A 25619-nucleotide genomic window follows, 5' to 3' on the forward strand; every position below is an offset into this window, starting at 1 on the left:
TGCGACCATGGAATTCCCTAGAATTTGTAGTTGAGCGATACCGTGGCCGTTCGTCCGGGCGCGGCGTAGAAGTTGGCACCAACGGCAGGAGCGTAGGCAACGTCCGTGAGATTGGTGACCGAGAAACGCAGCTTCGTCATCGGATCGAAGGCATAGGATCCGTAGATGTCGTAAACCCGGTAGCCATCCATCTCGTAGCCGGTCCGAAGGGAGCCCAGCACCGGCTCCGTCTTCGAGACGTCGGTGATGCGGCCGCCCAACGTCAGCCTTTCTTCGAACAGGCGCACGCCTGCATCAAGCGTGACCCGCAGCTTGGGCTGTTCGAAGATAATCGCGGCTCCTTGTCCGCTATTGATGGGCATGCTTCGACCGGCAGGAGACGTAAAGCTGTCGGCGAGCTCCGTATCGATGCGCGTGATTGTCCCGCCAATATAGATAAATCTGGCATCGTAGTTGGCCTCGACTTCGATCCCTTTCATGCGGGTCACGCCGTCAAGGTTCACATACGAAGTGTAAGGCACGTTGCTTTGGGCGGTGCGGATTTTGCCAAAGCTGATGTAATCGGTGATTTCCCTGTAGAAGCCCACGGCCTTGAACCGAAACGTATCTCGCTCGGTCAGAATTCCGTTGCTTGAGACGTTTGCACCCACCTCGTAGGTTTCGCCTCGTTCGGGCCTGAGAGCCGAATTTGGCGCATATTCAGTGACGCTATTTCCGTCATGCCCGCCATTGAGAAACGACTCCATGATCGTAGGCGGCCGGTAGCTCTTCGAGTATTTCACGAAGGGCTGCAGCCATTCGAATGGCTTGACCGCAATGGTCACCGACGGCAGCAAGGCTCCGCCGGAGTTATCGACTTTGACGTCATGTCCCTTGTAGTATTCCGGCCCGTAGATCGGCTCGGTTCGAGCGGGAATGCCAGGTTTGGCTTCAGTGCATCGGAAATTGGGAGGGAACGGCGGAGAAGGCCAGCAGACCCGCGGCACAGGAGGTACAGCAGGGATAACGATGTAACCTATGATGTCCTTCGTCTTGTCGTCGCCGTAGATCGTCGTTGTTCCCGCCACATGATACCAGTCATAACGCAAGCCACCTGAAACGGTCAGCCAATCGGTGGGCGTATATTTCGCGTTGCCGAAACCACTGACGATCTCGCGCTTGCCGCTCGGCGTGCCGCCCGAAAGCGTGCTCGAGTAATCAATGCCGTCGGCTGATACAAAGCCACGAGTGAGAACGGTCTTGCCGTCGTCGCTGAAGGCTTCCATGCCGTAGTTGAGAGCCAGACCTCCCAGAGCCGTGTCGAAGCGGCTGGTGTTCTCGACGCTGCCGCCGAGGGTCCCCATGACGTAGTTCGACGGTCCCGCCGAAAGGATCGAGCCTTCCTCGACCTTGTTGTTCCTGATGTTGTTGTAATAGAAGCGGGCCTTCAGATCGATCAGCTCGCTGTCGGGCTTCCAGTCGAGCGCAGAGGTGTAAGTGTTATTGACGACACCTTCCGTCGCCTTCTGCAGGTTGCCTTGGCTCCCCGCGGAGTCGTAGGTTCCGGTGTTGAACCTGGAATCGTTCCGCACCCAGCCAAGCGTGAGCTTGACGTCTTCCGTGGCCCAGGCCTCGGCTTTCAGAATGCCGGAGCGGACCTCCTGGCCGGAGAACAGCAATACGTCCCCGGCATAGGTCGCCGCACTATTGATGGTGCCGTTCTTGCCGATATCATAGGCGCCGATATTCTTGTAGCTGATGCCGCCGAGAACGGAAAACCGGTCGGACAGGCGGACCGCGGCCGCCGTCGAACCGTCGAAGTTGAACTGGTTGGTCCCGGTGGTGAGATTGACCTGGCCGCCGTACTGCTTGCCCGGTGCGATCAGGTCCTCCGCCAGAAGCGTTCGGAAATTGACAGAACCGCCCAGAGCGCCGGCGCTGCCGACGCCGGATGTCGTGCTTTTCTCGATGTCGACGGCACGAATAAAGGCCGTATCGACATAAGTACGCTGCGTGGCGCCATGCGCACTGCGCTGAAAACTCTGCCGCGCGCCATCGATCATGGTGGCGATGCGATCCTGGTCCTGAAGGCCGCGGATATTGACGCTGATGCCCGGGTTCTGCGCTTCCGAGCGGTTTGCATAGACGCCGGCGACGTTGTCGAGCAGGTCGCGGGCGTTGCGGGTTGGGCTGTTCTCGATCGCCTCGCGCGAAATCACGCTGACGGCCGCCGGCGCCTGATAGACCCAGTCCGGCGTCCCCTGGTAGCCGGACCCCGAAATGGCATTTCGGCCACCCGATATGATCAGCGGATCGAGCTGGATTGCGCCGGGGACATATACCTCCGCCGCCGGCGAGGCCGTCGCTCCGATAACGGCCGTACGATCGGCAGTGACGCGAAACGCGATACCCGTGTTTCGCAACAGAAGCGCCAGCGCTTGCTCCGGGGTGAAGCTGCCGTTGACGGCATTGGATGTCAGCCCGCGCGACGTTGCGGCTGACAATGTCACCTGCAGGCCGGACTGACGGCCGAAGGCATTGAGCGCAAGACCGAGCGGCTGTGCGGGAATATTGAAGGTTCGCGGCGCCGCCGCGTCACCGCCCTGGACTTGAACTATTCCAGAACCGGGCGAGGTCTGCGCGAATGCACGCGAGGCGCTGTCTGCCGCAACTAGCGCGGCAAGAAGGCACGCAATATGTGCAACGTTCGCAGCTCTTTCATTGATTTGATTGAATATAGTCTTCTTCGAAACGCACATTACAGCCCCGTACTCTAGTCTGCCACCGCGCGCATTTTCTTTTTCGAAATGCGCTTCCCGACTAAAGACGATCGGCTCGATACTTTTTTTCAGGATTATCGCGCGTTCGGCGCGAGAAACGGCTTCGCAGTTTAGATTCGACTTAAAGTCGCGAAACGATGCGAGCGAAGCGGGAGACCTCGTGAACTTTGCCACCGTGCGGTTGTACCAGCGCACGCAGTGCGCGGTCGGGGTCGCGCAGATCATACAGGCCGGTGACTGTCTGCTGGGCCAGCGTGGTGTCTGGAACGGCGATCCATGCAGCGTGATAGCGCTGTATCTGTTCGACGACGGCGCCGATCGTTGCATCGTTGACGAACAATCTTCCTTCGCGCCAGGCGCCAATATCCTCAGGTGCGATATCGCTCTTTGTCATCGCGCCCGACTTGCGATCGACGACCAGCATCTGACCCGGAGCCAGCACGGCGGGGGAGCCACGCTGGGCCGGATCGAAGGAGACACCGACTGCGCCCCGCGCGAGCTCCACTTGCGTCGCCGACGATGAGAGACGGACATCGAAGGCCGTTCCCGTCACCTCGACCTTCACGCCGCTCGCATCGACGACGAACGGCCGGCCCGGATTGCGGATCACATCAAAGAACGCTTCCCCCGCCAGCAACCGGACCTGACGACGGCTTGCCGAAAAGTCCGTCTTGATGGCGCTGTCAGCGGCGAGATAGACGGTCGTACCGTCTTCGAGCGTCACCAGGCGGCTTTGTGCAGTCGTGGTGAGATGGTCCGCCTCCAGCCGCACGAGAAGCGAGGGGATAGCAACGACAAGCAGACAGGCAGCCAGACCAATAGCTGAAATGGGCGCCGCCCACCGCCATCGCCGCCGCGCCGCGCGCGAATGATTTCCAGGCTGAACGCGGGATACCCTGCCGACACCAGTTGGCGGCGTCTGCAACGACCGTGGCCGCCAGACATGCTCGTACACCGGCCTCCCCTCGCCCAGCAGATGCCAGCTTTTCCGGACCCGGTGCCACGCAGCGCGGTGCTCGCTGGAGCGTGAAAGCCATGCGTTGAAGTCATCCTGCACGCGCTGGTCGCCCGCCGCTTCCCGAAGGCGCAGCAGCCAGCCCGCCGCTTCGTCCAGCAGGGCTTCGGGCTTGCCTCCATTCTTGTTCAGCGACATCCCGTGATCCTCATCCCGAGTCCCATCCCCAGCGCACGCGATCCGTGTCTCGCCTGCTCTAAATAGACGAATAGGTCGGAATTCTTTTTCACACCGGGAGAATTATGTCACGTTTACTCGCGACCGGTCCGCTTTGCGATATCCACCAGTGCCGTGTGGATCATCCGGTGCACCGTTGCGACCGAGAGACCGAGATGCGCCGCAATGTCCTGAAGCTTGTGCCCTCCAAAACGGTGCATTTCGACGGCGATCCTGGTCTCTGTCGGCATTTCAGCGAGCATCGCAGCGATCTGACGAATGTCGTCGCGCAATAGAGCGTTCTGTTCCGGTGAAGCTTCGGGCCGCGGCACCGCCCAATAGGACGTTTCGTCGAGTGGATCCCGGCTTTCGAGCTTTTTGCGCCGCAAGAGGTCGAGGGAGAGATTGCGGACGATGCGGTAGAGATACGCTGCCGGCTGCTCTGGCGCGTCGGCTGCCGGCCGGGGCGGTACGAATTTGAGAAACGCTTCCTGCACGATGTCCTCGGCCGTCTCGCGGGAGCCGAGAATTGGTGTCGCATATTCGATCAGAGCTGCACGATGTGCGAGAAAAATCACGCTGCGGCTATCGCTCCCCTTCACGTCAGCGCTCCACCGGACGACTGGCGCGGGCCAATTGCAGGATTGTGAAAAGGTCGCGCAAATTACATTCCCCACACGCGATGTTCATCGCACGCGCGGTCGTCACAATAAGTGCTGGTCCCTCTCGTCCCTGCCCGGAAGTTAACGCCTGGACTGTCCGACAGGCAGCTACCGCGAGGCCCCAACCCGCTTTCTCTCTAATGGCGCCTCAGGCGTTTCACAACTATGGATGTTTAGATAGGCTCCAAGCAGCATGCTTTGCCTCCCGGAAATCCTGAGATCGATCTGTTGATTTCATGGCATCGTCCGCCTCACGGTTCGTATTGGATGAGAACGGTGAGCGTGATGGCGCTGCCCGCGACATCCGGCGGGGGAGCCGGCACCGGACTGGCGTTACGGGGCGTCGAAACAGCCTTCGCGTCCATCACCGGATTTCCGGAGCTTCGGACGAGACGCGAACTCACCACGCCGCCCGAGCGGTTGATGATGAAAGCCACCACGACCGTGCCGACTGCGCCATTCGGGCTTCCCCCTTTATGCCGGTTGAGGTGAGCGTTGACGCTGCTCTGCCATGTGGCGGGTGATGTCGAGGGATTGAAGGCCGAACTCGACGACGGCGCGGCCAACCGGTCCGCCCGCGGATTTGAGTTGGCCAACGGCGCCGTTGTGCGATCCATCTTGCGGTCGTCGGCCGTGGTGCGGACGGGCTTCTTTTTTGGAGGTGGCTTCTTGTCGGCCTTCGGCTGGGGCGGTGGCGGTGTCAAGCTGGCTTCTGCGTTCGCCGCTTCCGGCAGCTTCGGTGTCTCGATTTCCGGCGGCGTCTGCGGCAACACGATCTCAACGGGCTTCTTTACCTCTGCGACGACCGGCTCTGGCTTCTCCTCCGCCAATTCAACAGGCTTGTCGCTCGTTTCCTGCTCGGGAGAAGGTTGCGCTTCCGTCATCCGTTCATCGGGTGGCAACCGATCCGGCGGTGCTTCGGGCGCAACGGCCAGCGGCGCCAACTCCATCATCACAGCGGCTGGCGGTTCACCCGCAGCCGAGGCTTCTTCGCGGCTGAGCGCCAGCCAAATCCCGCCCGCATGCAATCCTGCGACCGCGGCACCTGCCAGCGTCCATCGCAACAGGGAACGCAACGCGACGCGGTCCGGCCGCGCGTCGGGATCATGCCAGCCGAATCTCATGGCTGGACTGCCGGCGCGGCCTGTTGCGCGGGCAACTGTCCGCCGATTGCGATGCCCTGCCCGGTATCTTCCAGCCCAACCAGCGCGACCTTGAGATAGCCCGCGCTGCGCAGCAGATTCATCACGCCCATCAGTCGCGATAGGCGACCACGCCGTCGGCCCGCAGGAATATCCGCTGCTGGCGATCGCCGTTCGTCTGCCTGTCGAGCGTCGCCTGCAACGCTCCGCGCGGAACATCATCGTTGCCGAGCGCCAGAGTGAGGTCCGGTTTGACGCTGAGAAAGATCGGCTTGTCCGGCCGTGCCTGCGGCGGTGCGCTGGAGACCGGCAAGTCCACCGCGACATCCACGGTCGACAAGGGAGCGGCCACCATGAAGATGATGAGAAGGACAAGCATGACGTCGATGAAGGGCGTGACGTTGATCTCGGAGAGTTCGGTGACGTCGCCGTCCTGCGGGTCCCTGAGCGAGACTGCCATGATCGCTCACTCCGCCGCCGAAGCGACAGTGCTCATATTCGGAACGGCACGGATGGTTCTTCCGGGCGCAATGCCTTTCTCCTGCCGTTCCAGATCGCGTGACATGTGCTGCAGGACTTCGCCCGAAGCGTCCGACAGCAACGCGCGGTAGCCGGCTATGGCGCGAGCAAATACGTTGTAGATGATCACCGCCGGAATAGCCGCGACAAGGCCGATCGCGGTGGCGAGCAATGCTTCGGCGATGCCGGGCGCAACGACGGCAAGGTTCGTCGTCTTCGATTGCGAGATGCCAATGAACGAGTTCATGATACCCCACACCGTGCCGAACAGGCCGACGAACGGGGCCGTTGCGCCGATCGTCGCGAGAAGCCCGGTGCCCCGCGCCATGTCGCGGGCAGCTTTCGCCTCGATGCGGGACAGCGCGATCGCGAGGCGCTCCTTGATTCCCTCGGCGGACAGGTCGGCCGAGCGCTGCAGCTCCTGAAGCGCAGCGTTGACAAGATCGGCGACACGGCCATTCCTCGTCCACCCGGCATTGATCTGCCGTGATGCGTCCGCAAGGCTTTCGGCGCCACTCAGCTTGCGTGTGGCGCTACGTGCGTTGCGCTTGGTGCCTGTGAGTTCAACGCCCTTGGCCAACCATACCGTCCAGGTCAATAGCGACGCGAAGGCAAGGCCGACCATCACCGCCTTCACGATCATGTCCGCCTGCATGAACATGCTCCACGGCGACAGATCATGCGGAAGCGTCGCAGGGCCGGCCGCCGGGGCGGCGGGTGGCGCATTCGGAGATGTCGGCGCACCGGCCGAGGGTTCGGCCACTACCGACGACGCCTGCGGCATCGGCGCTGCGGATACCGGAGCGTCAGCGCCGACAGATGTAGCTGATGATGACGATGTTGCCGGCCGCTCCGCGTCGAGCGCGACAGATGCTGGCGCATGAGCCGACGGCTCCACCTGCTGGGCCACCACTGGGACGGTGACACCAGCCGACACGATAAGCGCCATCAACGTCATCCACGCAACCCGGAGTCCTGCCCTCCGGGCTCCGGCCAGTTTCGTCATCGCACACGTCATTGTTTCAATCCCACAACGCCTCTAAGCTAAGACGTTTGACGACGATGTTTTTCCCACCGTGACCCGCACTATTTTTGAGCGGCCGGTCCATGATTACGGCCCGCTTGCGCCTGTTCTAAGCGCTGCGGCTCCACTTATGCTGCCGCACCAGGCGAAATTAGAAACTCTCAAAATCTGCGAGACGAATGATCGCATGTGCGATCGCACGTCATGGCTCATGCACGTCCGACAGGCTGCATGACGCGCAAGTCCGCAGGCGGGATAGCCTGTGTTGTCGCTGCCAGCGCTGCCTGCAGAGCCTCAACATCCGCACGCAGGTTCGGCTTCCAGCCGCAGGGACAACCGCCATCGGAACGATGCTGATCGGCGACTTCCCTGTAGACCGTTCCGAGAGCTGACGCGGCGAGACTCATCACCGTCATCGGCGGAAGCCGGGTGGTACGAAGGACATCGCAGAAAGCCGTCATGATGGACCGATGCATCTCTGCACCGGCAGATTCACTGTCAGTATCTGGCTGCATGACTGCTCGCGTCCTCTTCCTTGTTGGCACCTTGCGGGCGGGCGCGGAGGCCGCGATGCGCTCAGAAAAGCGAAACGCTGCGCTCAACGCCAAGGACCGATACGCCCTGACGTAATCGCCATCAAGCTATCGCCTGCGTTTAATAATTTGAATGCCTCGAAAATGGGAAAGAAGGCCGTGCGCATCGCCGCGCGACTGGATCGTGTCCGCGCTTCAGTAAATCGCGTCCACGGAACCTGCGGTTGCAATCGCCATATCTGCGAAGCGGTGTGATGGAACATTCACCTTTGTGTCGACGGACCGATGCAGGGCGGGCGCGTTCCATCCCGCACTCGCACGCACTTTCCAAATCGCAGATCATCATCACCGCAAATCGCAAGCGGACTTCCGCCGACCTGCAAAATCGCAAACTCACAACTTGGAGACACGAGCGCGTGAGTTGTGAAGCAATTCACGGCCGCGGGTCGCAGCCCGACCTAATCAGGCCGCCGCAAGCTGACCTATCGAAATCGAACAGGAGGTTTCACATGAAGCGTCCGATGATTTTTGCAATCGCAGGCGTCAATTCGCTCACGAGTCGGAAAGCAGCCGCGGCGTCCAGCCATCACGACGGCGCCGAGGCAAGTCGACCTGGATGGGGAACACGGTTCTTGAGCTGGTGTGTCCGGTGTTCGGAGCGGTCGCGCCAGCGACAAGCCCTTGCGGAGCTCGATGACCACCATCTCAAGGACATCGGCAAGACGCGCCAAGAGGCAATGGCCGAAGCATCCAAGCCGTTCTGGAAATGACGTCGTTCATCGCGGACTTGCTGCCGGCGCTGGCGCTAGGCTTGTGCGTCGCCATCCCGTTCGGCCCGGTTGGCTTGATGTGCGTGCAGCGGACGCTGGCATTCGGAATCTGGTTTGGTATAGCGAGCGGCATGGGTGCGGCAACAGCTCACGGCATGTTCAGTTGCCTGGCCGCCGCGAGCGGGACCGTGTTGACGCAGAAGATGCTCGCCCTGCACACGCCGCTGCGCATCACCGCAGGGATCGTGCTGGTCTTGATGGGCCTCAGGACCATTCTCGTGTCCACGCGCGCGGCGCACAGCGCGACATGCGAAGAAGCGACATGCGGTGATTTGCTTTCGGCCTATACGTCGACCCTGTTGATCGCCGCTGCCAATCCGATGACGATACTGGCGTACCTGGGCATCACGTCTGCGCTGGAAAACGGCAACCCGCTGATCATGGATCGCGCGCTGGTGACGTCCATCGGTGTGATGCTGGGCAGTGCATCCTGGTATCTCCTCCTCGCCCTCAGCACGAACGCCATGTTTCGGAGCTTGCAGAAAACCGTGCTGGATTGGCTCAACAGGCTCGCCGGGATCCTCCTGATGGGCCTGGGCGTTTCGCTATGCGCCCGCATCGTCTGACGGCGACAGCAGCGAAAGAGCTGGCGCCATCCGCAGCACGCCGGTCGCGCTGCGCGCCTGATACAGCGAACAGAAGATGGCAGGAGGCCGCGCTCCCAACTACAAAATATGGAAAACAACCCCATGCAAAGTAGCAATAATTGCCGGCATGATACCTTGAGCGATCCCGCGAACACTTGACACGTCGGGCAAATCAGCGGCACTAGTCCATCATCGCGCAGACTACCTATGGGCCTGCTGTAACGCCGCCCCTCCTCGCGATTGCACACCAAATCCTTTTGACAATTGAAGTCGCCGCAACGAGCCATCGCCTGCGCGTTGCTGAACCGCGCGCGCTTCCGGCGCGTGTCGAGAAATATCGACATGAACACCGTTCCGGACCTCAATCTGCCGACGGCGACAGCCGCAACCGATCCAACCAAGGCCGCCGCAACGCCGCGGATAAAGCTCTCGCCACCTGCAATGGCTTCCCTTCGGTAATCGACGGCGGGAAAAGTCTAGCAGTGTTGTGCAATATCTCGGCCGCCTTATTGCGGCCGGAACTTGACTGCACTACGTAAGTTACGTACAAATGCATGGTACGTTAATTACGTAGTAACTGGACCGTGCACACTGTAGCCCGCACTAAAGCTTTTGATACAGCCGCCAAGCAAGCGGCCCTGACCGAAGATGAAATCTTCGACATCATTACCTTTCTGGCTGAAAACCCTGAAGCCGGCGAGGAAATGGTTGGCACTGGCGGCTGCCGGAAGGTCCGGTTCGCGGGCCGCAGTAAAGGAAAGCGTGGTGGCTACAGGACTGTCACGTTCTACTCTGGTGAGACGATGCCAGTCTTTCTCATCACAGTATTTGCAAAAGGGGAGAAGGCAACATTGACCGGCAAAGAGGCGGCAGGGTTGAAAGCCCTGACCAAACTCATTGTAGATGAGTACAAAAAGAAAAAATCCAGCTTGGCAGAGCGGAGAGGATTAGCAGGATGAGTAAGAAAGCATTCGACAAGATCGCAGCGGGCCTGACCGAAGCGCTTGAAATAGCGCGCGGGAATGCGAAGCCTACCAAGCTCTATGTCCCTGCTGAGATCAATGTTCGTGCTATTCGAAAAAAGCTTGGGCTCTCGCAGGATGATTTTGCGCAAGAGTTTGGGTTCACCATCAATCAGATTCGCGATTGGGAGCAAGGCCGCTCCCGTCCGCTCGATGGTCTGCGCGCGTATCTCATGATTATCGAGAAGAACCCTCAAGCCGTGCTAAATCTCCTTCGAAGCAGCGCGAAGATCGCGCGGAAGGCTCGCAAGGCAGCCTGACGCAGGCAAACAACAACCAAGGGAAGCCCGCCCCCAACCGGCGGGCTTTTGCTGAGACGATCATCCTTCGAACTTCTCGCGGCGAGATTTCGCGAGCTGCTCCGAACGCCGGCTATCTTGGATTTTCCCTTGGCTTTGCCGCGGGCGCATTGGGTTCATTCGGCTGCTGACCCAAGGTCACGCTCAATGAGCTCTCTTTTCCTTGCCGAAGCACCGTGAGCTGGGTCGAAGAGCCCGGCGCCATCGCACCGACTTTCCTGGTCAGCTCGTTGGCGTTCTTGACTGACTGGCCACCCACCGAGGTGATCACGTCTCCGCTTCTCAATCCGGCTTTCGCAGCGGGACCATTGTCTTGAACCATTGCCACGATCGCACCGCGGAGATTGCTCAGTCCGAGGCCGTCGGCAAGTTCAGGAGTGACCGGTTGAACTTTAGTCCCGATCCATCCGCGCGTGACCGCGCCCTTCTCCTTTAGCTGCGGTATCACCGCCTTGACCGTATCGGCCGGGACCGCAAAAGCAACGCCCACGGAGCCTTGGGCGGGTGAAAAGATCATGCTGTTGACACCGACGACATCGCCCCGGGCATTGAAGCTCGGACCGCCGGCATCGCCGCTGTTGATGGCCGCATCGATCTGGATGAAATCTTTCCCTGAACCAACCTCGATGTCGCGTTCGCGCGCTGAAATAATACCGGCTGTCACGGTACCTCCGACCGCAAGCGGATTTCCGGCGGTAAGCACCCAATCGCCCACGCGCGGCGGCTGGTCGGCGAGCTTCACGTAGCTGAAGTCCGTGCGTCCGTCGACTTTGATCAAGGCGATATCACTCCACGAGTCCCTTCCTATGACTCTTGCCGAATAGGCCTTATCGTCGCTGGTTCGGATCTCGGCCGTGTCGTTGCCTTCCACGACGTGACTGCTGGTCACTGCATAACCGTCCGGAGAGATGAAGAAGCCTGATCCAGCACTGATCAGTTCGAGCGTCTTCGCTGCCTTCCCTCGATCGGGCGCATCCGGATCCGCTCCTTTGGAACGTACCCCAATCACGGCCGGTTGAACTTTTTCGGCGAGATCGGCGAAATCGCCCGGCCCACCACCAGCTTCAGTATCAGCAACCCGCTCGATCAATGTCGCCGGCCTGCCCACGAATGAAGCCTGGCCCGGAGAATTTGCCGTTGCCTCCGCGATATCAGCGATCACCGGAATCGCGAAAGCGACCGTCCCGGCCATCATCGACGCCCGCCGCCAGTTGAAAACCAAATCTACACGAGCCATACACGAGCCATAGCCTATCATCGCCTCACCGCGGTTTTGACGTCAGACGCCGGCACGTTTAGCTCGCCGTCAGTTCTGTGAGAGCGCTCAGACGCTCGCGGCAACTGCAGGCTCAACAATCTGCTGCGCCAGCAGTTCCTTCCAGCCCGCGGTGGATAAGGAAGATCATCCAAATGCTGGAAAGCTATGCCGACTGATACCAGGCTCGCGGGCCTGGAAGGGCTCAACGGAACCGGCGGCAGCCGTTGGCGGCCCGGATATCACGAATCCGCCGCAACCAACCTCTCACCATTTCGTTTAGTTTAGAGTGGCTTAGGCGCGTGTTTGGACGCGGAGATCGTCTTCCGGGCGCTGTCAGACCCGATTGCAAATGAAAAGGCAACCATAATGCAGATCAACAACCTCAAGGACATGTATATTGCCGAGCTGCAGGAACTGGTGAGCATGGAAGGTCAGCTCGCAGGCGCATTAAAACGGATGGCCGCAGCCGCATCTCATCCGTCTCTGAAGGAAGCCTTCATGCTCCATCAGGAAGAAACGCTGGTTCAGCGGCAACGACTTGAATCGATCTTGCAAAAGCATGACGCAAGTGCGGCGGCACATATCGACCAGTCGATGCAGGCCCTCATACAAGAAACCAAGAAGATGTTGGCAATGCTGAAAGGCGACGAGCTACGCGATGCGGGGCTTATCGCATCGGTCCAAAAGCTCCAACATTACGAGATTGCAGCCTATGGCTCCGCAGCGGCTTTGGCGGGTCAACTCGATCTGCGCGACGATCAGAAGATCTTGCATGAGAGCCTGGAAGAGGAAAAGGAGACCGATGTTCTGCTGACGAAACTCGCCAAGAGCGAGGTGAACCAGCAGGCGGTTGCAGCTTAGCGTTGGCCCGCGCTCTTCGCCGGCGCTGCACGCCGGAGGGCCGGGCTTACGCCAAACGGTTCTGCACTTCGCCGACCGTCCGCTCTCCTCCTCCTCTGGATTTCCTGCTCCGGAGTGGGCCTGCGCGTGCCCGCGCACTGAGCGAGGCAATTGCAACCAGCCAAATCAAGCGCGCGCGAAGCCTGATCGAGGGCTCGCGAAGTCTGCCCATTGCATGCTCCGCACCAGCGTCACAACGTCCGACTCAGGCGGCAGCAGAACTCTGGTTGTGCTGCATGCTCGGCTGCGCAATGCCACGTAGCGCCCTGGCGGTCCCCGGTGCCTTGGATGCCAGGTCGCCGAGCGAGACGATGCCAACGAGACGCTTGTTTCGGTCCAGGACTGGCAGCCGCCGCACCTGGATTTCGCTCATGTTCTCACAAACGTGAGACACAATCTCGTCCTCGAAACAATATTTCACCTCTTCCGTCATCGCTTCACGAACTTTGGCATTCGGGCCCTTGCCCTCAGCGACGCATCGTACCGCGATATCGCGATCTGTGATCATGCCGACGAGGCGGTCATCTTCGGCCACGGGCAATATGCCGCAATCACACTCCTTCATGAGCTTCGCTGCGTGCCGGAGCGTGTCGTCTGGAGTTGCAAGTTTGGTATCTCGCGTCATCACCTCACGGATCTTCATGGGCACCTCCTATGTGCGCCACCGAAGCGGCCCGGGAATAAGCCTGGGTGGGCCGTCTCGATGATGTGTGGACACCATCTCAACGGACCTGATGCCCGCGCGTTCCCCACTCCGGAAGCGTTTAGTTCCGCCTGCTTGCGGTGATATCGACGCGGGGTGTTCTGAACGCATGGTCAGTCGCGCCCGTCACTGCCTGGTTTCGTCGGGCTCACCAACGTGAACCTGTGACAGAAGCCCGCGTTATTTTATCGCATCGAAATTCTCGTCCGCCCCTCGGTTTCGCGGCGCGGGAAAGGACCTGCATGATGGTCGATTGTCCGTTTTGCAAAATCGCCCGTGGCGAGATTCCGTCAACAAAAGTGTACGAGGACGATGAGCATCTTGCCTTTCTCGACATTCGCCCGCAGTCTCCCGGTCACACGCTTGTGATCCCAAGAAGGCACGTCCGCTGGGTCTGGGACGTGCCGGATGCTGGTGCGTACTTTGAAGTCGTACGGACGATTGCACGGGCAATGCAAAAGGCCTTCTGCGAGGAAATACATTCCCGCATCATGGGCGAAGAAGTGCCGCATGCGCACATTTGGCTGTATCCTGCTCCAGGCAGGGCAATCGGCGATCCGAGAGATTTTGAGCGGAATGCAAAAGCAATCCGCGACGCGCTTGTGCGATCTCCGACCTATCCGGCCGCATAGCGACCTAGCCGTTGCGACCGCGTCGCGTAAGCGGCCGATCTCGCGCGGTCGCCCCGCGCGGTGACGGGCGATCCTCAAGGCGCCTGACAGTTCACTTGACCTCGACTATCGGGGATAGCTCGTTGACGAGTACCCGCATGTTCTCGCTGTAATCGACGGGCACTACGACAAGATGCACGCCGCCTTCACTGAAAGCAGCTTCCAGCATTGTCGCGAGCTCCGAGACTTTGCCTACGCGGGAGCCCTTGGCGCCATATGACTTGGCATAGGCGACGAAATCAGGATTGCCGAAGTCGAGACCGAAGTCGGAAAATCCGTCGACCTCCTGTTTCCATCGGATCATACCGTAGGCACGATCCTCGAGCACGAGCACGACGAGATTCAGTTTGAGCCGCACGGCCGTCTCAAGCTCCTGCGAATTCATCATAAAGCCGCCATCGCCGCAGACGGCGAGCACGCGCCTGTCCGGATAAATCAGCGACGCTGCAATCGCCGAAGGAAGACCCGCCCCCATGGTCGCGAGCGCGTTGTCGAGCAGCAGCGTGTTGGCGACGCTGGTGCGATAGTTGCGGGCGAACCAGATCTTGTACATGCCGTTGTCGAGGGCAACGATGCCGTCCGGCGGGATGACCTGGCGGACGTCGTGCACGATGCGCTGCGGCGTCAGAGGAAACCGATCCTCCGTCGACCGCTCGGCGAGGTGGGCAAGGATCTCTTCCCTCAAACCCAGCAACGTCTGACCATTGGGGAGCTTGCCTTCGAGGCGATCGGCCAGGCTTGTGAGGCTCGCGCCGACATCGCCGACGATCTCCGCCTGCGGAAAGTATACCTGTTCCACCGTCGCCGGCGTGGCGCCGACATGGATAACCTGCGGTCCATCATGGCCCATCAGGAAAGGCGGCTTCTCGACGGTGTCGTGGCCAATCGAAATAATCAGATCGGCCTGGTCGATGGCCTTGTGAACCCAATCCCGCTCCGACAGCGCGGCCGTGCCCATATAGAGGTTGGAGCCGGCATTGACCGCGCCCTTCCCCATCTGGGTATTGAAGAATGGAATCCTGCATCGTCGCACGAACGCCGACAGCGGCTCGGCGAGATGCGGGCGGCTCGCCGCGGCGCCCAGCATGACGAGCGGCCTGCTGGCGCCCATGATCATGGCTGCGGCGCGCTCGATGGCCGCCGCAGGCGCGACCGGAAGCTCGACGACATGCGGGGGAATGATGTCGGCCGCGGCTTCGTCGGCCGCGATATCCTCGGGTAGTTCGAGATGCACGGGGCCCGGCCGCTCCTGCTGCGCGACCCGGAAGGCGTCGCGAACCAGGGTCGGAATACTTTGCGCGGAGACGATCTGCGTCGCCATCTTGGTGAGCGGCCGCATGGTCGCGACGATGTCGACGATTTGGAAGCGCGCCTGGCGGCTGCTCCGGATCGCCTTCTGTCCTGTGATCATGACCATCGGCATCGCGCCCAAATGCGCGTAGGCCGCGGCCGTCGTCAAATTGAGCGCACCGGGACCCAGCGTCGTCAGGCAGACGCCCGCGCGCCCGGTGAGGCGCCCGTGGGTGGCCGCCATGAAGCCGGCAGCCTGTTCGTGGCGCGTCAGCACCAGCTTGATCTTCGAGCGCCGCAGCGACTCCAGCACGTCGAGATTCTCCTCGCCAGGAATGGCAAAGATGTATCCAACGCCCTCGTTCTCAAGGGCGGCCACCAGCAGATCGGAAGCGTTTGTCATGCGGCCGAAACTCCGCTCGCGCCTGGTTCGGCTTTCTCGGCCCGATGCGGCAGCATCCATTCCGGCCGAATGAAGTGACAGGTGTAGCCGTCAGGATACTTTTCCAGATAATCCTGATGCTCGGGCTCGGCCTCCCAGAACGGTCCGGCAGGGGCCACCTCGGTGACAACCTTGCCCGGCCAAAGGCCGCAAGCATCGACATCGGCGATGGTGTCTTCAGCGATCCGCTTCTGCGCGTCGCTGGTATAGAAGATGGCCGACCGGTAGCTCGCGCCGCGGTCGTTGCCTTGGCGGTTCAGCGTCGAGGGATCATGGATCTGGAAAAAGAATTCCAGCAGCCTGCGATAGCTGATGGTCTGCGGATCGAAGGTGATCTCAATGGCCTCGGCGTGATTGCCGTGGTTGCGATAGGTTGCGTTTGGCACCTCGCCGCCGGTGTAGCCGACCCTGGTCGAAATCACGCCGGGATAGCGGCGTATCAGATCCTGCATGCCCCAGAAGCAGCCGCCGGCCAGGACTGCGCGTTCCGTCGAAACCGTCATGTCTATCCTCCCTGGATACGCCGCGGGCGTCGTTCCCGAAACTATCAGGGACGCATAATGCCGCCGAACGATGCAGAAACGCAATGATCCACGAAGGTGCGATCTGCGCCTGCCACAAGCCGACATTCCCTCTCGCGCGATGCACAGTTCATTGCGAAAGACCTCGGGACGTCAGCCGCAGGCGCCGGACAATTGATGTCCACCTATTCGGCTGCCCTCAGACCGCCCACCGCGAAGGCGCCGATCCCCACAACGAAATAGCCGAATGCGAGTGCGACGAGTTGTGTTCTATGCACGCAAACTCACCTGAGCTGAACGAATTGTTCGATCAGCGCAATCAGAATTTCCGGTACATCCTCCTGGCAGTAGTGACCCGCATTTTCCAACTCGATCACGGCTCCATCCGGAAATGCTGTGCGAAAATGAGTAAGCGCAGTTTCCGGCAGCACGGCCTTGTCCCGCATACCCTCGGCAAGCATTGCCGGCTTCCGTCTGACTGCCTCGGCCTGATCCGGCCTCCCGGTCTGAAATTGCGCTTTGCCAAGTGCAAAATCGAGAGGAAAGTTGATCGCACCAATACAGTCCTCCTTGGTTCGGAAATGGGCGCCGTATGCCTGAATCCACGTCTGGTCGACGGCTGCGCTGTTCTCGAATCCAAGAAGCTTCATGACGCTTAAGACTGTCACATCGAGATGACCAAGTACGTTCTCCAGCGATCCATCGTCGTGCGATTTTCGTATCCAGCGAAACCACTCCGATTCCATATTCTTGGGAAAGAGGTCCGGCTCCAGTGGAAGGCCGAGCGGCACGATTGTATTCAGCAGACAGAGCCGCTTGACACGATCGGGATGACGGCAGGCGAACCCTCCTCCGATCGGCCCACCCCAATCCTGCATGACCAGAGTGATATCGGCGAGGTTAAGCCCGAGGAGGAGCGCCTCGAGATTGTCAACGTGGGTTCGGAGCGTGTACTCGCGGTCAGACGGGGTCTCGCTCTTCCCAAATCCCATGTGGTCGGGAACGATGACGCGATGTGATCTGCTGAGCGACGGGATGAATTTTCGATATATGTAACCCCAGGTCGGCTCACCATGGAGACATACGATCGGCTCTCCATGACCTTCATCGACGTAGTGCATACGGAATCCTGGAGCGCTGGTGAAGTTAGGCTTGAATGGATAGGTGCCATTGAAGGTTTCGTTTGCCGGTATCATTGGAACCTCCTGTTCGAACAGGGCAACTGCTCCCTTCGATATGTCGTGGCGTAGGCTCTCGCTTGGGAAAAATTGCTAAAGTTGCCGGGCTGAGCGGAGCGGCCGGGCGGCTATGTTGCTTGAGGAACCCGCGGCCAAATTTTTCGTTGTGGGGTATGGTACTCAGCATTCAGCTACTGGCGTCCGGCCCGGGGTGGAGCGTGCGTGATGTAATTTACGACTACGGACCGCACGATCACTCCTTCGTAGAGGACGATCGCATTCAAGGCCGGCTTCAGAGATCTCGCCACCTTTAACCGACGCTTTCACCGGCTGATCGGCACAACCCCGAGCGCCTACTGCACGGTGGGCCGGATGTAGATCGCGCTAACTGAGACTAACCCGACCCTTCGGTCTCCAAGCCGGCGCGACGGCGGTTTGGCGCTTCGTTCAATAACCCGGCAAGTCGCAAGCCTTCCAGAATTCCTTCCAGCCGCTGCTCACGGATCATCGCGGCAACCATCGAAACGGCGTCCTGCTGCTGGATCGTGAAGTGTACGTCGGGCAATTGCTCTGAGATCGCCTCGAAGAATGTTTGCGGATTTGTGACGTGATCCCGGAGCGCATACGCCGCGTCCTGCGCAAGGTAAGTCGCGAGATCGCCGTCGATCATCCCCTCGAAATTGGAGTCATAGTGGGTGCGGTCCTTTATCGATCGCCGAATCAGCTCGTTCTGCTGCTTTGCCTCCATGAAAAGCAAGAACACCGCATCCGGCAGATTTTCGCGAGGCACTTTCTTCAAGTCAGCGATCCCTGCGTAGATAGCCTTGCCGGCACGCTTGTTCCGCTCGAATCGCGCCTCAGCCTCCTCGGCTTCATGCTCGCGCAAAATCTTCTCTCGCCGCCTTTTTCCAAACATCGTAGCGTCCTCCGGACCGCGATATAGGTCGGTTCTCGTACCACAGGAAAGATCAAAATCACTCAGCGAGCGCGAAGGGCTCCGATGAGCAGCTAGACAAAAAAACAAGTCTGGAGCATATCGACAGGGCTGGGGAATGAGCGTGATCTGGAGTGGAACCGCAAGGACTCGCAATGGCAAAGAACACGATTTGCCTCTGGTACGATAAGGACGCCGAGGCTGCTGCTCGCTTCTACGCCGAGACTTTCCCCGACAGCGCGGTCGGCGCCGTCCACCGTGCCCCCAGTGACTACCCATCCGGCAAGGCGGATGACGTGCTGACGGTCGAATTCACGGTTGCCGGCGTCCCTTGTATCGGCCTCAACGGCGGCCCCGCGTTCAAACATAACGAAGCCTTCTCGTTTCAGATCGCTACCGACGATCAGGATGAGACCGACCGCTACTGGAACGCCATCGTCGGCAATGGCGGGCAGGAAAGCGCGTGCGGCTGGTGCAAAGACAAATGGGGCGTTTCCTGGCAAATCACGCCGCGCGTGCTAATCGAGGCGTTAGCGGCCGGCGGTGATGAAGCAAAACGCGCATTTGATGCGATGATGGGAATCAGAAAGATAGACGTCGCCGCGATCAAGGCGGCGCGTCGCGGTTGACGTTGCAATTGCAGGTGCCTGCGATCCCCTATTGAAGGCAGTGGCAAGACCAGGCCACGCAATCTTCATGCGACCAGCAAGACGCTTGGTTTCGGTGGAATGAAAAGACCGCAGGCATTTTCGCGCTGCGGCCCACCGGGTTCAAAATACATCGGTATGAAAAACGTTCGATCCGCCATCCCGGTTCTTGAACACTGAGCCTGATATCGCCGGGTGTGGAGTCGCAAAATACTGTTCCTGATGAGGAACACATCGTGTGTTGCGCAACGGATACAGCATCGACCGCTTCGCTCCCGGAAGCGGACCGGACACGGTCTCACGTTCTTCAGCTCCTGCCAGGACAACAGCAGCAGACCGGACCTGAATTACGAACTCCGCTTCTGGCGCAGTGAAATCGGTCCCAAAAGTTGCTACGCTATCTGCAAGTTTAGCTGGAGCCGTTGAATGCCGTCGCATCCAACCCTCCTGATCGCCTCGCCTTGCGGACATCCGACGCAGTGCGACGTTCCGAATCCCGACAGCGAGACAGCCATGGTGAAACCGTTTCCGTCGAAGACCCACATCGGCAACCACATGCTGCATCCCGAAACGCTGATGCTGAACTACGGCTACGATCCGCAACTGTCGGAAGGAGCCGTCAAACCACCGGTCTTCCTGACCTCGACCTTCGTCTTCAGGACCGCCGAAGACGGACAGGACTACTTCGACTTCGTCTCAGGCCGGCGCGAGCCGCCCGAGGGGATGGGCGCCGGTCTAGTGTACTCGCGCTTCAATCACCCAAACAGCGAGATCGTCGAGGACAGGCTTTCGGTCTACGAGCGCGCCGAGAATTGCGCGCTGTTCTCTTCGGGCATGGCCGCAATTTCGACCACAATACTGGCTTTCGTCCGCCCCGGCGACGTCGTTCTGCACTCTCAACCGCTGTATGGCGGGACGGAGACTCTGTTCGCGAAGACGCTTGCGCGTCTCTCCATCGGCGCTGTGGGCTTTTCCGACGGCATCGACGAAACCGCGGTCAGAGCGGCAGCGGAGGAAGCCATGCGCAAAGGCCGGGTTGCGATGATCTTCATTGAGACGCCGGCCAATCCCACCAACGGCCTGGTCGACATAGCGATGGTCCGCCGCGTCGCCGAGATGATCGGTCAGGCCCAGGGGAATACGCCGATCATCGCATGCGACAATACCTTGCTCGGGCCGGTGTTTCAGAGACCGATCGAACACGGCGCGGATCTTTCGTTGTACTCGCTGACCAAATATATCGGCGGGCATTCCGACTTGATCGCAGGCGCTGCGCTCGGCTCGAAAGCGCTCATGAAAGAAGTCAAAGCGTTGCGAAGCGCGATTGGCACCCAATTGGACCCCCATTCCTGCTGGATGATCAGCCGGTCGCTCGAAACACTGAGCATCCGCATGGAGAAGGCTGACCGAAACGCGCGGCTCGTCGCAGATTACCTGCGCGACCACGCCAAGGTGGCTAAAGTCCATTACCTTGGTCACCACGATGAGCTGTCCCCTGCTGGCCGTCTGTTTGCAAGGCAATGTACAGGCGCCGGCTCCACATTTTCGTTCGACATTGTCGGCGGCCAAGCTGCCGCATTCAAATTCTTGAACGCGCTGCAGATCTTCAAGCTGGCCGTGAGCCTGGGCGGCACTGAATCGCTTGCCAGCCTGCCTGCAAGCATGACCCACTCCGGCGTTCCCGCTGACATCAGGCAAAAAATCGGCGTACTCGACTGCACGATCCGGCTGTCGATCGGCATCGAACACCCGTCCGATCTGATCGCAGACCTCGGGCAGGCCTTGAACGAGGCATAGCTGCATGCCACGCGTGATACTGGTGGTCGTCGCTGAGCGGCTTTAACAACAAACGAACGCTTTGTTTCTGCAGGAGTGACGCGCGTGACTGATATCTCGGCGACGACGACGGATAGGCCCCGCGATCCGCGGCTGAACTGGGCAACCCTTTCCCAGGCGGAGCGCGACGCTGCCTATGACAATAATGCGGCGGTAAAGAACAGCGCAGCGCTGATCGCGGAAAGAAACCGGATGTCCGAAACGCTGCGCGCCAGCCGCAACTCGCTTCTTGATGTTCCCTATGGCGACCGCGAAAGGACGAAGATTGATCTCTATCCGGCCGCCGACAAGATGGCACCCTGCCTGGTATTCCTGCATGGCGGTTACTGGCAGCGGAATTCGCGCGAAGTGTTTGCCATGCTGGTCGAAGGCGTCGCAGCGCATGGCTGGTCGGTTGCCATTCCCGGATATTCGCTGGCTCCCGACGCGTCGCTGACGGAGATCGTGACGGAGATATCCCAGTCGCTCGACTGGCTGGCCCAAAACGGAGCGTCATACGGCATCTCCGGGCCCGTCGTGCTCTCGGGCTGGTCGGCCGGCGCTCACCTCGTCGCAATGGCACTCGATCATCCGCGCGTCACCGCGGGACTGGCGATTTCCGGCGTGTATGATCTTGCACCCATCCGCGACACCGGGCTGAACAATGCGCTGAAGCTGACCGATCAGGAAGTCGCAAGTCTTTCGCCGCTTCGCCTGCCTGCCGTTCACAAGCGCCTCGACATCGCCTATGGCACGGCTGAGCTGCCGGCGCTGGTTTTCGATTCGGTAAAGCTTCATGAATCGCGTATGGCCGCGCACGTGCCGGGCAATCTTTTCCCGATCGAAGGTGCAGACCATTTCAGCATCCTCAGCGAACTGCGGCGCCCTGACGGCGCGCTTGTCGCTATCGCCCGAAAGCTCGTCGGCTAATTCGCCGGCGACCTGATCGCATCTGCGTCGATCCAGACCTGATCGTCTCTGATCCGGACCGGGTAGAGCCGCAACGGCCGGCTCGGCCAGCCATAGGAAATCCGGCCATTACGGAGATCGAATGAGGCCGCGTGACGGGGACAGAACAAGCGTCCTCCCGACAGGTGTCCAAGACTGAGGTCAGCCTGTTCGTGCGGGCACATCCGTTCGCAGGCGACCGCGCGTCCTTCGCTCCAGACCAGGATCAGATCGACGCCGGTCACGCGGACACAGACGATCGTTTGTGAAATCAGCCGGCTGAGCCCGCAGACCGGCATCCATTTCCCGTCGCCTGACAACGCCGCCGTTTCGGGCTCATCCGCCAAGATAGGCCTTTCGCACGTGCTCGTTCTCGATCATCTCGGCGCCCGGTCCGGACAGAACGATGCGGCCAGCTTCCAGCAGATAGGCGTGGTCGCACATATCGAGCGCCGCAAACGCGTTCTGCTCGACCAGCAGGACCGTCGTTCCGGCATCGCGGATGCCGCGGATGATCGCAAAAGTCCGCTCGACGATGTTGGGCGCAAGCCCGAGGGAAGGCTCGTCGAACATGATCAGGCGTGGACGTGACATCAGCGCCCGGCCGATCGCCAGCATTTGCTGTTCGCCGCCCGACAACGTGCCGGCCGCCTGCCGCTTGCGGTCCGCCAGGCGCGGAAACTCGGCATAGATCCGGTCGCGGTCCGCCGCGATCTCGGCAGCACTGGTGCGCAGATAGGCCCCCATGTCGAGATTTTCCTCGACCGTCATGTGCGGAAATACCCGCCGTCCTTCCGGACAATGCGCGATCCCGCTGGCCACCACGCGCGGCGGCCTGGCGCCCGCAATGTCCTTGCCCTCGAACAGCATCGACCCCGAGCGCGGCGCAACGAGCCCGGAGATCGCGCGCAGCGTGGTGCTCTTGCCGGCGCCGTTGGCGCCGATCAGGGCGACGAGCTGTCCGGCCTTGACCTCCAGCGAAATGCCGCGCAATGCCGTGACGCCGCCGTAGCCACACACCATGTCTCGGATCTCAAGCACGTGTCGCTCCCTGCCCGAGATAGGCCTCGATGACGGCCGGATCGTTCCGGATCACGTTTGGCGTCCCCTCCGCAATGATCCGGCCATAGTTCAGCACCACGATTCTATCGGAGACACTCATCACCATCGGCATGTCGTGCTCGACAAGCAGGATGGTGACGCCGCGATCCCGGATGTTACGGACCAACTGCACGAAGGTATGGGTTTCCGAGGCGTTCATACCGGAGACCGGCTCGTCGAGCAGCAGCATCGACGGCTCGGCGGCCAGCGCCAGCGCCACGCCGACAAGCCGCTGCTCGCCGTAGGACAGCGAGCCCGCAAGATCGTGGGCGCGGCGTTCGAGGCCGACCCATTCGACCAGTTCGCTGGCCCGCTCCCGCAAACGCCGATGCGACGACCGGGCACGCGGCAGGCCCAGAATAGCCTCGAGCAGGCTAACCCTACCCCGGCGATGCAGCCCGACCAGCAGATTGTCGTAAACGGTGTCGTTCGGAAACACGCTGGTGCGCTGGAACGTGCGGATCAAGCCGAGATCGGCGATCTGATGCGGCTTCAATCCGTTGAGTGCCGTCCCGCGATAGCTCACGGCGCCGTGGGTTGGATCCAGAAAGCCGGTAACGACGTTGAACGCCGTCGTCTTGCCGGCGCCGTTTGGCCCGATCAGGCTGACGATCTCGCCCTCGCCGACCGTGAAGTTCATGTCCGAGAGTGCGACGAGCCCGCCGAAATGCACGGCGACCTTCTCGACCTTCAAGGCGATCGCCGTCATCACGCGTGCTCCTTGGCGTCGCGTTCGGAAAAGGCAACCGGGGCAAGCGTCTCGGCCCGACTCTTCGGTTTCCTAAATCGGAGCGCCAGCGACGGTACGATGCCGCGTGGCAATACGAACAGGATGACGATCAGCACGCCGCCATAGGCGATCCATTGCGCCTCCGGCGCCATGATCGGTCGCAGAAACACGGGCAACAGCCCGAAGATCATCCCGCCGACGACAGGCCCGGCGAGCGATCCCTTGCCGCCGGTGATGACCATGATCACCATCGTCACCGTGTTGATGAAGGCGAACACCTCGGGATCGATGATCCGGATGTAGTGTGCATAAAGACTGCCGGCTGCGCCTGCGATCCCGGCCGAGATCACCGCTGCCAGCGTGAGCGTCCTTGTCACGTCGATGCCGACGGATACCGCCAGTGTTTCGTTTTCCATCAGCCCGCGCATGGCGCGGCCGAAATGCGAATGGACCAGGCGCGAGATCAGCACATAGGTGACAACAGCGACGGCAAGCACGAGGTAGTAGTTCTGCAGCTTGGTGCGGAGGGTCAGATCTCCAAGACCTGGCAATCCGATTGTAATCGATGGAATGTTGGTCAGCGCCAGCGGTCCCTGCGTCAACTCGACCCAGTTCAGCGCGACCAGCCGTACCACTTCGGCAAAGGAAATCGTCACGATCACGAAATAGGCGCCGCGGACGCGAAACGAGAGCAGCCCCACGAGGTATCCGCATAATCCCGCAACGACGATGGCCAATACAAAGCCCACGATCGGCGGCCAGGGAACATGAACAATGCGGAAGCCGAAGGGCAAGCCGACATCAAAACCAAGCGACGTCAATGCGCTGACATAGGCGCCGATACCGAAGAACGCGATGTGACCGAGGCTGAGCTGGCCGGTGAATCCGAGCAGCAGATTGAGGCTCATCGCGCCGATGATGAAGATGCCCGTCGTGATCAGCGCATTCATGAGATAGGGATCGCGCAGCCAGAGCGGTACCGATGCGAACGCGACGATTGTGAGAATGGCGATCCCTGACCTCATCCGACGCGCTCCGAGCGCGCGAAAAGTCCGGTCGGCTTGAAGATCAGAACTGCGATAATGATCAAAAAGCCCATGGCGTCGCGGTACCCCGACGAAACATAGCCAGCCCCCAGCTCCTCCGCCAAAGCCAGGATGAAGCCGCCAATCACCGCGCCGGTGATGTTGCCGAGCCCGCCGAGGATCACGATCGCGAATGCCTTGACGGCGGCAAGATCGCCCATCTGCGGGAAGATCACGTAGACGGGACCGAGCAGCGCGCCTGCCGCGGCGGCAAGGCTCGAACCGATCGCGAAGGTCGAGGTGTAGATCAGATCGACATTGACGCCCATCAGCGAGGCGGTGTCCTGATCCTGAAACGTCGCCCGCATCGCACAGCCGAGCTTTGTCCTGTTGATCAGGAGATAGGTGACGACGATCAGCATCGCCGCCGCCGCAAGCACGAACAGCCGCAGCCAGGACACCGAAACCGGCCCCAGTACCAGCGGCGCCTCGGGGAACGGCGTGGTCACCGATTTCGCCACGCCGCCCCATATCCACAATGCGCCGGACTGCATCGCGATCCAGGCGCCGATCATGACAAGCATGGTCGTGTCGATGTCGGAGCCGCGCAGCGGCCGCAGCAAGGTCAGCTCGATCGCCGCCCCAAGAAGCCAGCCGGCCAAGACGGCAAGAGGCAGCGCCAGGAAGAAGTTAACTCCGAGCTGATGCACCACGATGAACATGATGTAGGCGCCGAACGTGTACAGCACCCCATGCGTGAAGTTCACGACGTTCATGATGCCGAAGATCAATGTCAGCCCGATGCCCAGCAGCGCATAGGTGCCGCCGAGCACCAGCATGTTGATCAGATGTTGCAGAAACTCGCTCAAGGTGGCTCCCCAAATGTCCTGTGCCGTCGAGGGCCGCCG

The 25619-nt window shown here is 60.6% G+C and carries 26 protein-coding genes and 1 pseudogene; 10 read left to right on the plus strand and 17 right to left on the minus strand.

Going from position 1 to position 25619, the window contains the following annotated elements:
• Positions 1-17: 17 nt before the first annotated feature.
• The 6 genes and pseudogenes from CP49_RS21140 to exbB form a co-directional block, all read right to left on the minus strand.
• The gene (locus tag CP49_RS21140) at positions 18-2738 is read right to left on the minus strand and encodes a TonB-dependent receptor (protein ID WP_063791731.1); all 2721 of its coding nucleotides are present in this window, start codon (positions 2736-2738) and stop codon (positions 18-20) included.
• 142 nt (positions 2739-2880) lie between these two features.
• Positions 2881-3912 carry a FecR family protein gene (locus tag CP49_RS21145; protein WP_057852131.1) on the minus strand — a complete coding sequence of 344 codons (1032 nt, stop codon included), beginning with the start codon at positions 3910-3912 and terminating at the stop codon, positions 2881-2883.
• A 113-nt stretch (positions 3913-4025) separates the two neighbouring features.
• Positions 4026-4532: a sigma-70 family RNA polymerase sigma factor gene (locus CP49_RS21150; RefSeq protein WP_063791732.1), complete on the minus strand. Its 507-nt coding sequence runs from the start codon at positions 4530-4532 to the stop codon at positions 4026-4028.
• 311 nt (positions 4533-4843) lie between these two features.
• Positions 4844-5716 (minus strand): TonB family protein, encoded by an 873-nt coding sequence (locus tag CP49_RS21155; protein WP_057852132.1) that lies wholly within the window; start codon positions 5714-5716, stop codon positions 4844-4846.
• Positions 5713-6194 (minus strand): annotated as a pseudogene (exbD, locus tag CP49_RS21160) (TonB system transport protein ExbD). The gene CP49_RS21155 and the pseudogene exbD overlap by 4 nt, the downstream one beginning before the upstream one ends.
• A 6-nt stretch (positions 6195-6200) precedes the next feature.
• Positions 6201-7211, minus strand: coding sequence for a tonB-system energizer ExbB (gene exbB / locus CP49_RS21165; RefSeq protein WP_420807628.1), 1011 nt, complete (start codon positions 7209-7211; stop codon positions 6201-6203).
• Between the two features lie 1120 nt (positions 7212-8331).
• On the opposite strand from exbB, the gene CP49_RS21175 reads away from it, so the two are divergent.
• The 4 genes from CP49_RS21175 to CP49_RS21195 all read left to right on the plus strand — a co-directional run bounded on the left by CP49_RS21175 (position 8332) and on the right by CP49_RS21195 (position 10509).
• Positions 8332-8580: a DUF1127 domain-containing protein gene (locus tag CP49_RS21175; protein ID WP_082646142.1), complete on the plus strand. Its 249-nt coding sequence runs from the start codon at positions 8332-8334 to the stop codon at positions 8578-8580.
• Positions 8577-9206, plus strand: a complete 630-nt coding sequence (locus CP49_RS21180) for a LysE family translocator (protein ID WP_057852136.1) — start codon at positions 8577-8579, stop codon at positions 9204-9206. The genes CP49_RS21175 and CP49_RS21180 overlap by 4 nt, the downstream gene beginning before the upstream one ends.
• 605 nt (positions 9207-9811) lie before the next feature.
• On the plus strand, positions 9812-10186 hold the full coding sequence (locus tag CP49_RS21190) for a type II toxin-antitoxin system RelE/ParE family toxin (protein ID WP_057852138.1): 375 nt from the start codon (positions 9812-9814) through the stop codon (positions 10184-10186).
• On the plus strand, positions 10183-10509 hold the full coding sequence (locus CP49_RS21195) for a helix-turn-helix domain-containing protein (protein WP_057852139.1): 327 nt from the start codon (positions 10183-10185) through the stop codon (positions 10507-10509). The genes CP49_RS21190 and CP49_RS21195 overlap by 4 nt, the downstream gene beginning before the upstream one ends.
• A 112-nt stretch (positions 10510-10621) precedes the next feature.
• On the opposite strand, the gene CP49_RS21200 is transcribed toward CP49_RS21195, so the two are convergent.
• Positions 10622-11740: a S1C family serine protease gene (locus tag CP49_RS21200; protein WP_245310785.1), complete on the minus strand. Its 1119-nt coding sequence runs from the start codon at positions 11738-11740 to the stop codon at positions 10622-10624.
• A 369-nt stretch (positions 11741-12109) separates the two neighbouring features.
• Between CP49_RS21200 and CP49_RS21205 the strand changes: the two genes are divergently transcribed.
• Positions 12110-12667, plus strand: a complete 558-nt coding sequence (locus CP49_RS21205; protein ID WP_245310786.1) for a YciE/YciF ferroxidase family protein — start codon at positions 12110-12112, stop codon at positions 12665-12667.
• Positions 12668-12911: 244 nt separating this feature from the next.
• On the opposite strand, the gene CP49_RS21210 is transcribed toward CP49_RS21205, so the two are convergent.
• Positions 12912-13349: a CBS domain-containing protein gene (locus tag CP49_RS21210; protein ID WP_057852141.1), complete on the minus strand. Its 438-nt coding sequence runs from the start codon at positions 13347-13349 to the stop codon at positions 12912-12914.
• Positions 13350-13651: 302 nt separating this feature from the next.
• Between CP49_RS21210 and CP49_RS21215 the strand changes: the two genes are divergently transcribed.
• Positions 13652-14041 carry an HIT family protein gene (locus CP49_RS21215; protein ID WP_057852142.1) on the plus strand — a complete coding sequence of 130 codons (390 nt, stop codon included), beginning with the start codon at positions 13652-13654 and terminating at the stop codon, positions 14039-14041.
• Between the two features lie 91 nt (positions 14042-14132).
• Here the strand turns inward: CP49_RS21215 and CP49_RS21220 are convergent, their stop codons facing one another.
• The 3 genes from CP49_RS21220 to CP49_RS21230 form a co-directional block, all read right to left on the minus strand.
• On the minus strand, positions 14133-15773 hold the full coding sequence (locus CP49_RS21220; protein WP_057852143.1) for an acetolactate synthase large subunit: 1641 nt from the start codon (positions 15771-15773) through the stop codon (positions 14133-14135).
• Positions 15770-16315: a peptide-methionine (S)-S-oxide reductase MsrA gene (msrA, locus tag CP49_RS21225; RefSeq protein WP_057852144.1), complete on the minus strand. Its 546-nt coding sequence runs from the start codon at positions 16313-16315 to the stop codon at positions 15770-15772. The genes CP49_RS21220 and msrA overlap by 4 nt, the downstream gene beginning before the upstream one ends.
• Before the next feature lie 302 nt (positions 16316-16617).
• A complete protein-coding gene (locus CP49_RS21230; protein WP_057852145.1) occupies positions 16618-17529 on the minus strand; it encodes an alpha/beta fold hydrolase in 912 nt (303 codons plus the stop codon).
• Positions 17530-17784: 255 nt separating this feature from the next.
• Between CP49_RS21230 and CP49_RS44880 the strand changes: the two genes are divergently transcribed.
• Entirely contained in the window at positions 17785-17889 is a 105-nt protein-coding gene (locus CP49_RS44880) for an AraC family transcriptional regulator (RefSeq protein WP_156438560.1), read from the plus strand.
• Between the two features lie 16 nt (positions 17890-17905).
• Here CP49_RS44880 and CP49_RS21235 read toward each other — a convergent pair whose 3' ends face one another.
• On the minus strand, positions 17906-18535 hold the full coding sequence (locus CP49_RS21235) for a hypothetical protein (RefSeq protein WP_156438556.1): 630 nt from the start codon (positions 18533-18535) through the stop codon (positions 17906-17908).
• Between the two features lie 65 nt (positions 18536-18600).
• On the opposite strand from CP49_RS21235, the gene CP49_RS21240 reads away from it, so the two are divergent.
• From CP49_RS21240 to CP49_RS21250, 3 genes are all read left to right on the plus strand, one after another.
• Positions 18601-19074, plus strand: coding sequence for a VOC family protein (locus tag CP49_RS21240; protein WP_057852147.1), 474 nt, complete (start codon positions 18601-18603; stop codon positions 19072-19074).
• A 531-nt stretch (positions 19075-19605) separates the two neighbouring features.
• Positions 19606-20889, plus strand: a complete 1284-nt coding sequence (locus CP49_RS21245) for a cystathionine gamma-synthase family protein (protein ID WP_057852198.1) — start codon at positions 19606-19608, stop codon at positions 20887-20889.
• An 84-nt stretch (positions 20890-20973) separates the two neighbouring features.
• Positions 20974-21837, plus strand: coding sequence for an alpha/beta hydrolase (locus tag CP49_RS21250; RefSeq protein ID WP_245310787.1), 864 nt, complete (start codon positions 20974-20976; stop codon positions 21835-21837).
• Here the strand turns inward: CP49_RS21250 and CP49_RS21255 are convergent.
• Genes CP49_RS21255 through CP49_RS21275 form a run of 5 tightly spaced genes read right to left on the minus strand, consistent with a single transcriptional unit; the run spans position 21834 to position 25580 of the window.
• Positions 21834-22202: a Rieske (2Fe-2S) protein gene (locus tag CP49_RS21255; RefSeq protein WP_245310788.1), complete on the minus strand. Its 369-nt coding sequence runs from the start codon at positions 22200-22202 to the stop codon at positions 21834-21836. The two genes, CP49_RS21250 and CP49_RS21255, sit on opposite strands and share 4 nt — an antisense overlap.
• Entirely contained in the window at positions 22192-22896 is a 705-nt protein-coding gene (locus CP49_RS21260; protein ID WP_057852148.1) for an ABC transporter ATP-binding protein, read from the minus strand. Before CP49_RS21260 ends, CP49_RS21255 begins: the two co-directional genes overlap by 11 nt.
• Positions 22889-23665 (minus strand): ABC transporter ATP-binding protein, encoded by a 777-nt coding sequence (locus tag CP49_RS21265; RefSeq protein WP_057852149.1) that lies wholly within the window; start codon positions 23663-23665, stop codon positions 22889-22891. Before CP49_RS21265 ends, CP49_RS21260 begins: the two co-directional genes overlap by 8 nt.
• A complete protein-coding gene (locus CP49_RS21270; RefSeq protein WP_057852150.1) occupies positions 23665-24711 on the minus strand; it encodes a branched-chain amino acid ABC transporter permease in 1047 nt (348 codons plus the stop codon). Before CP49_RS21270 ends, CP49_RS21265 begins: the two co-directional genes overlap by 1 nt.
• Complete coding sequence (locus CP49_RS21275; protein ID WP_057852151.1) at positions 24708-25580, minus strand: branched-chain amino acid ABC transporter permease; 873 nt, start codon at positions 25578-25580, stop codon at positions 24708-24710. The genes CP49_RS21270 and CP49_RS21275 overlap by 4 nt, the downstream gene beginning before the upstream one ends.
• Between the last annotated feature and the right edge of the window lie 39 nt (positions 25581-25619).

It is taken from the genome of Bradyrhizobium valentinum, from assembly GCF_001440405.1.
GTDB classification, from domain to species: Bacteria; Pseudomonadota; Alphaproteobacteria; order Rhizobiales; family Xanthobacteraceae; genus Bradyrhizobium; species Bradyrhizobium valentinum.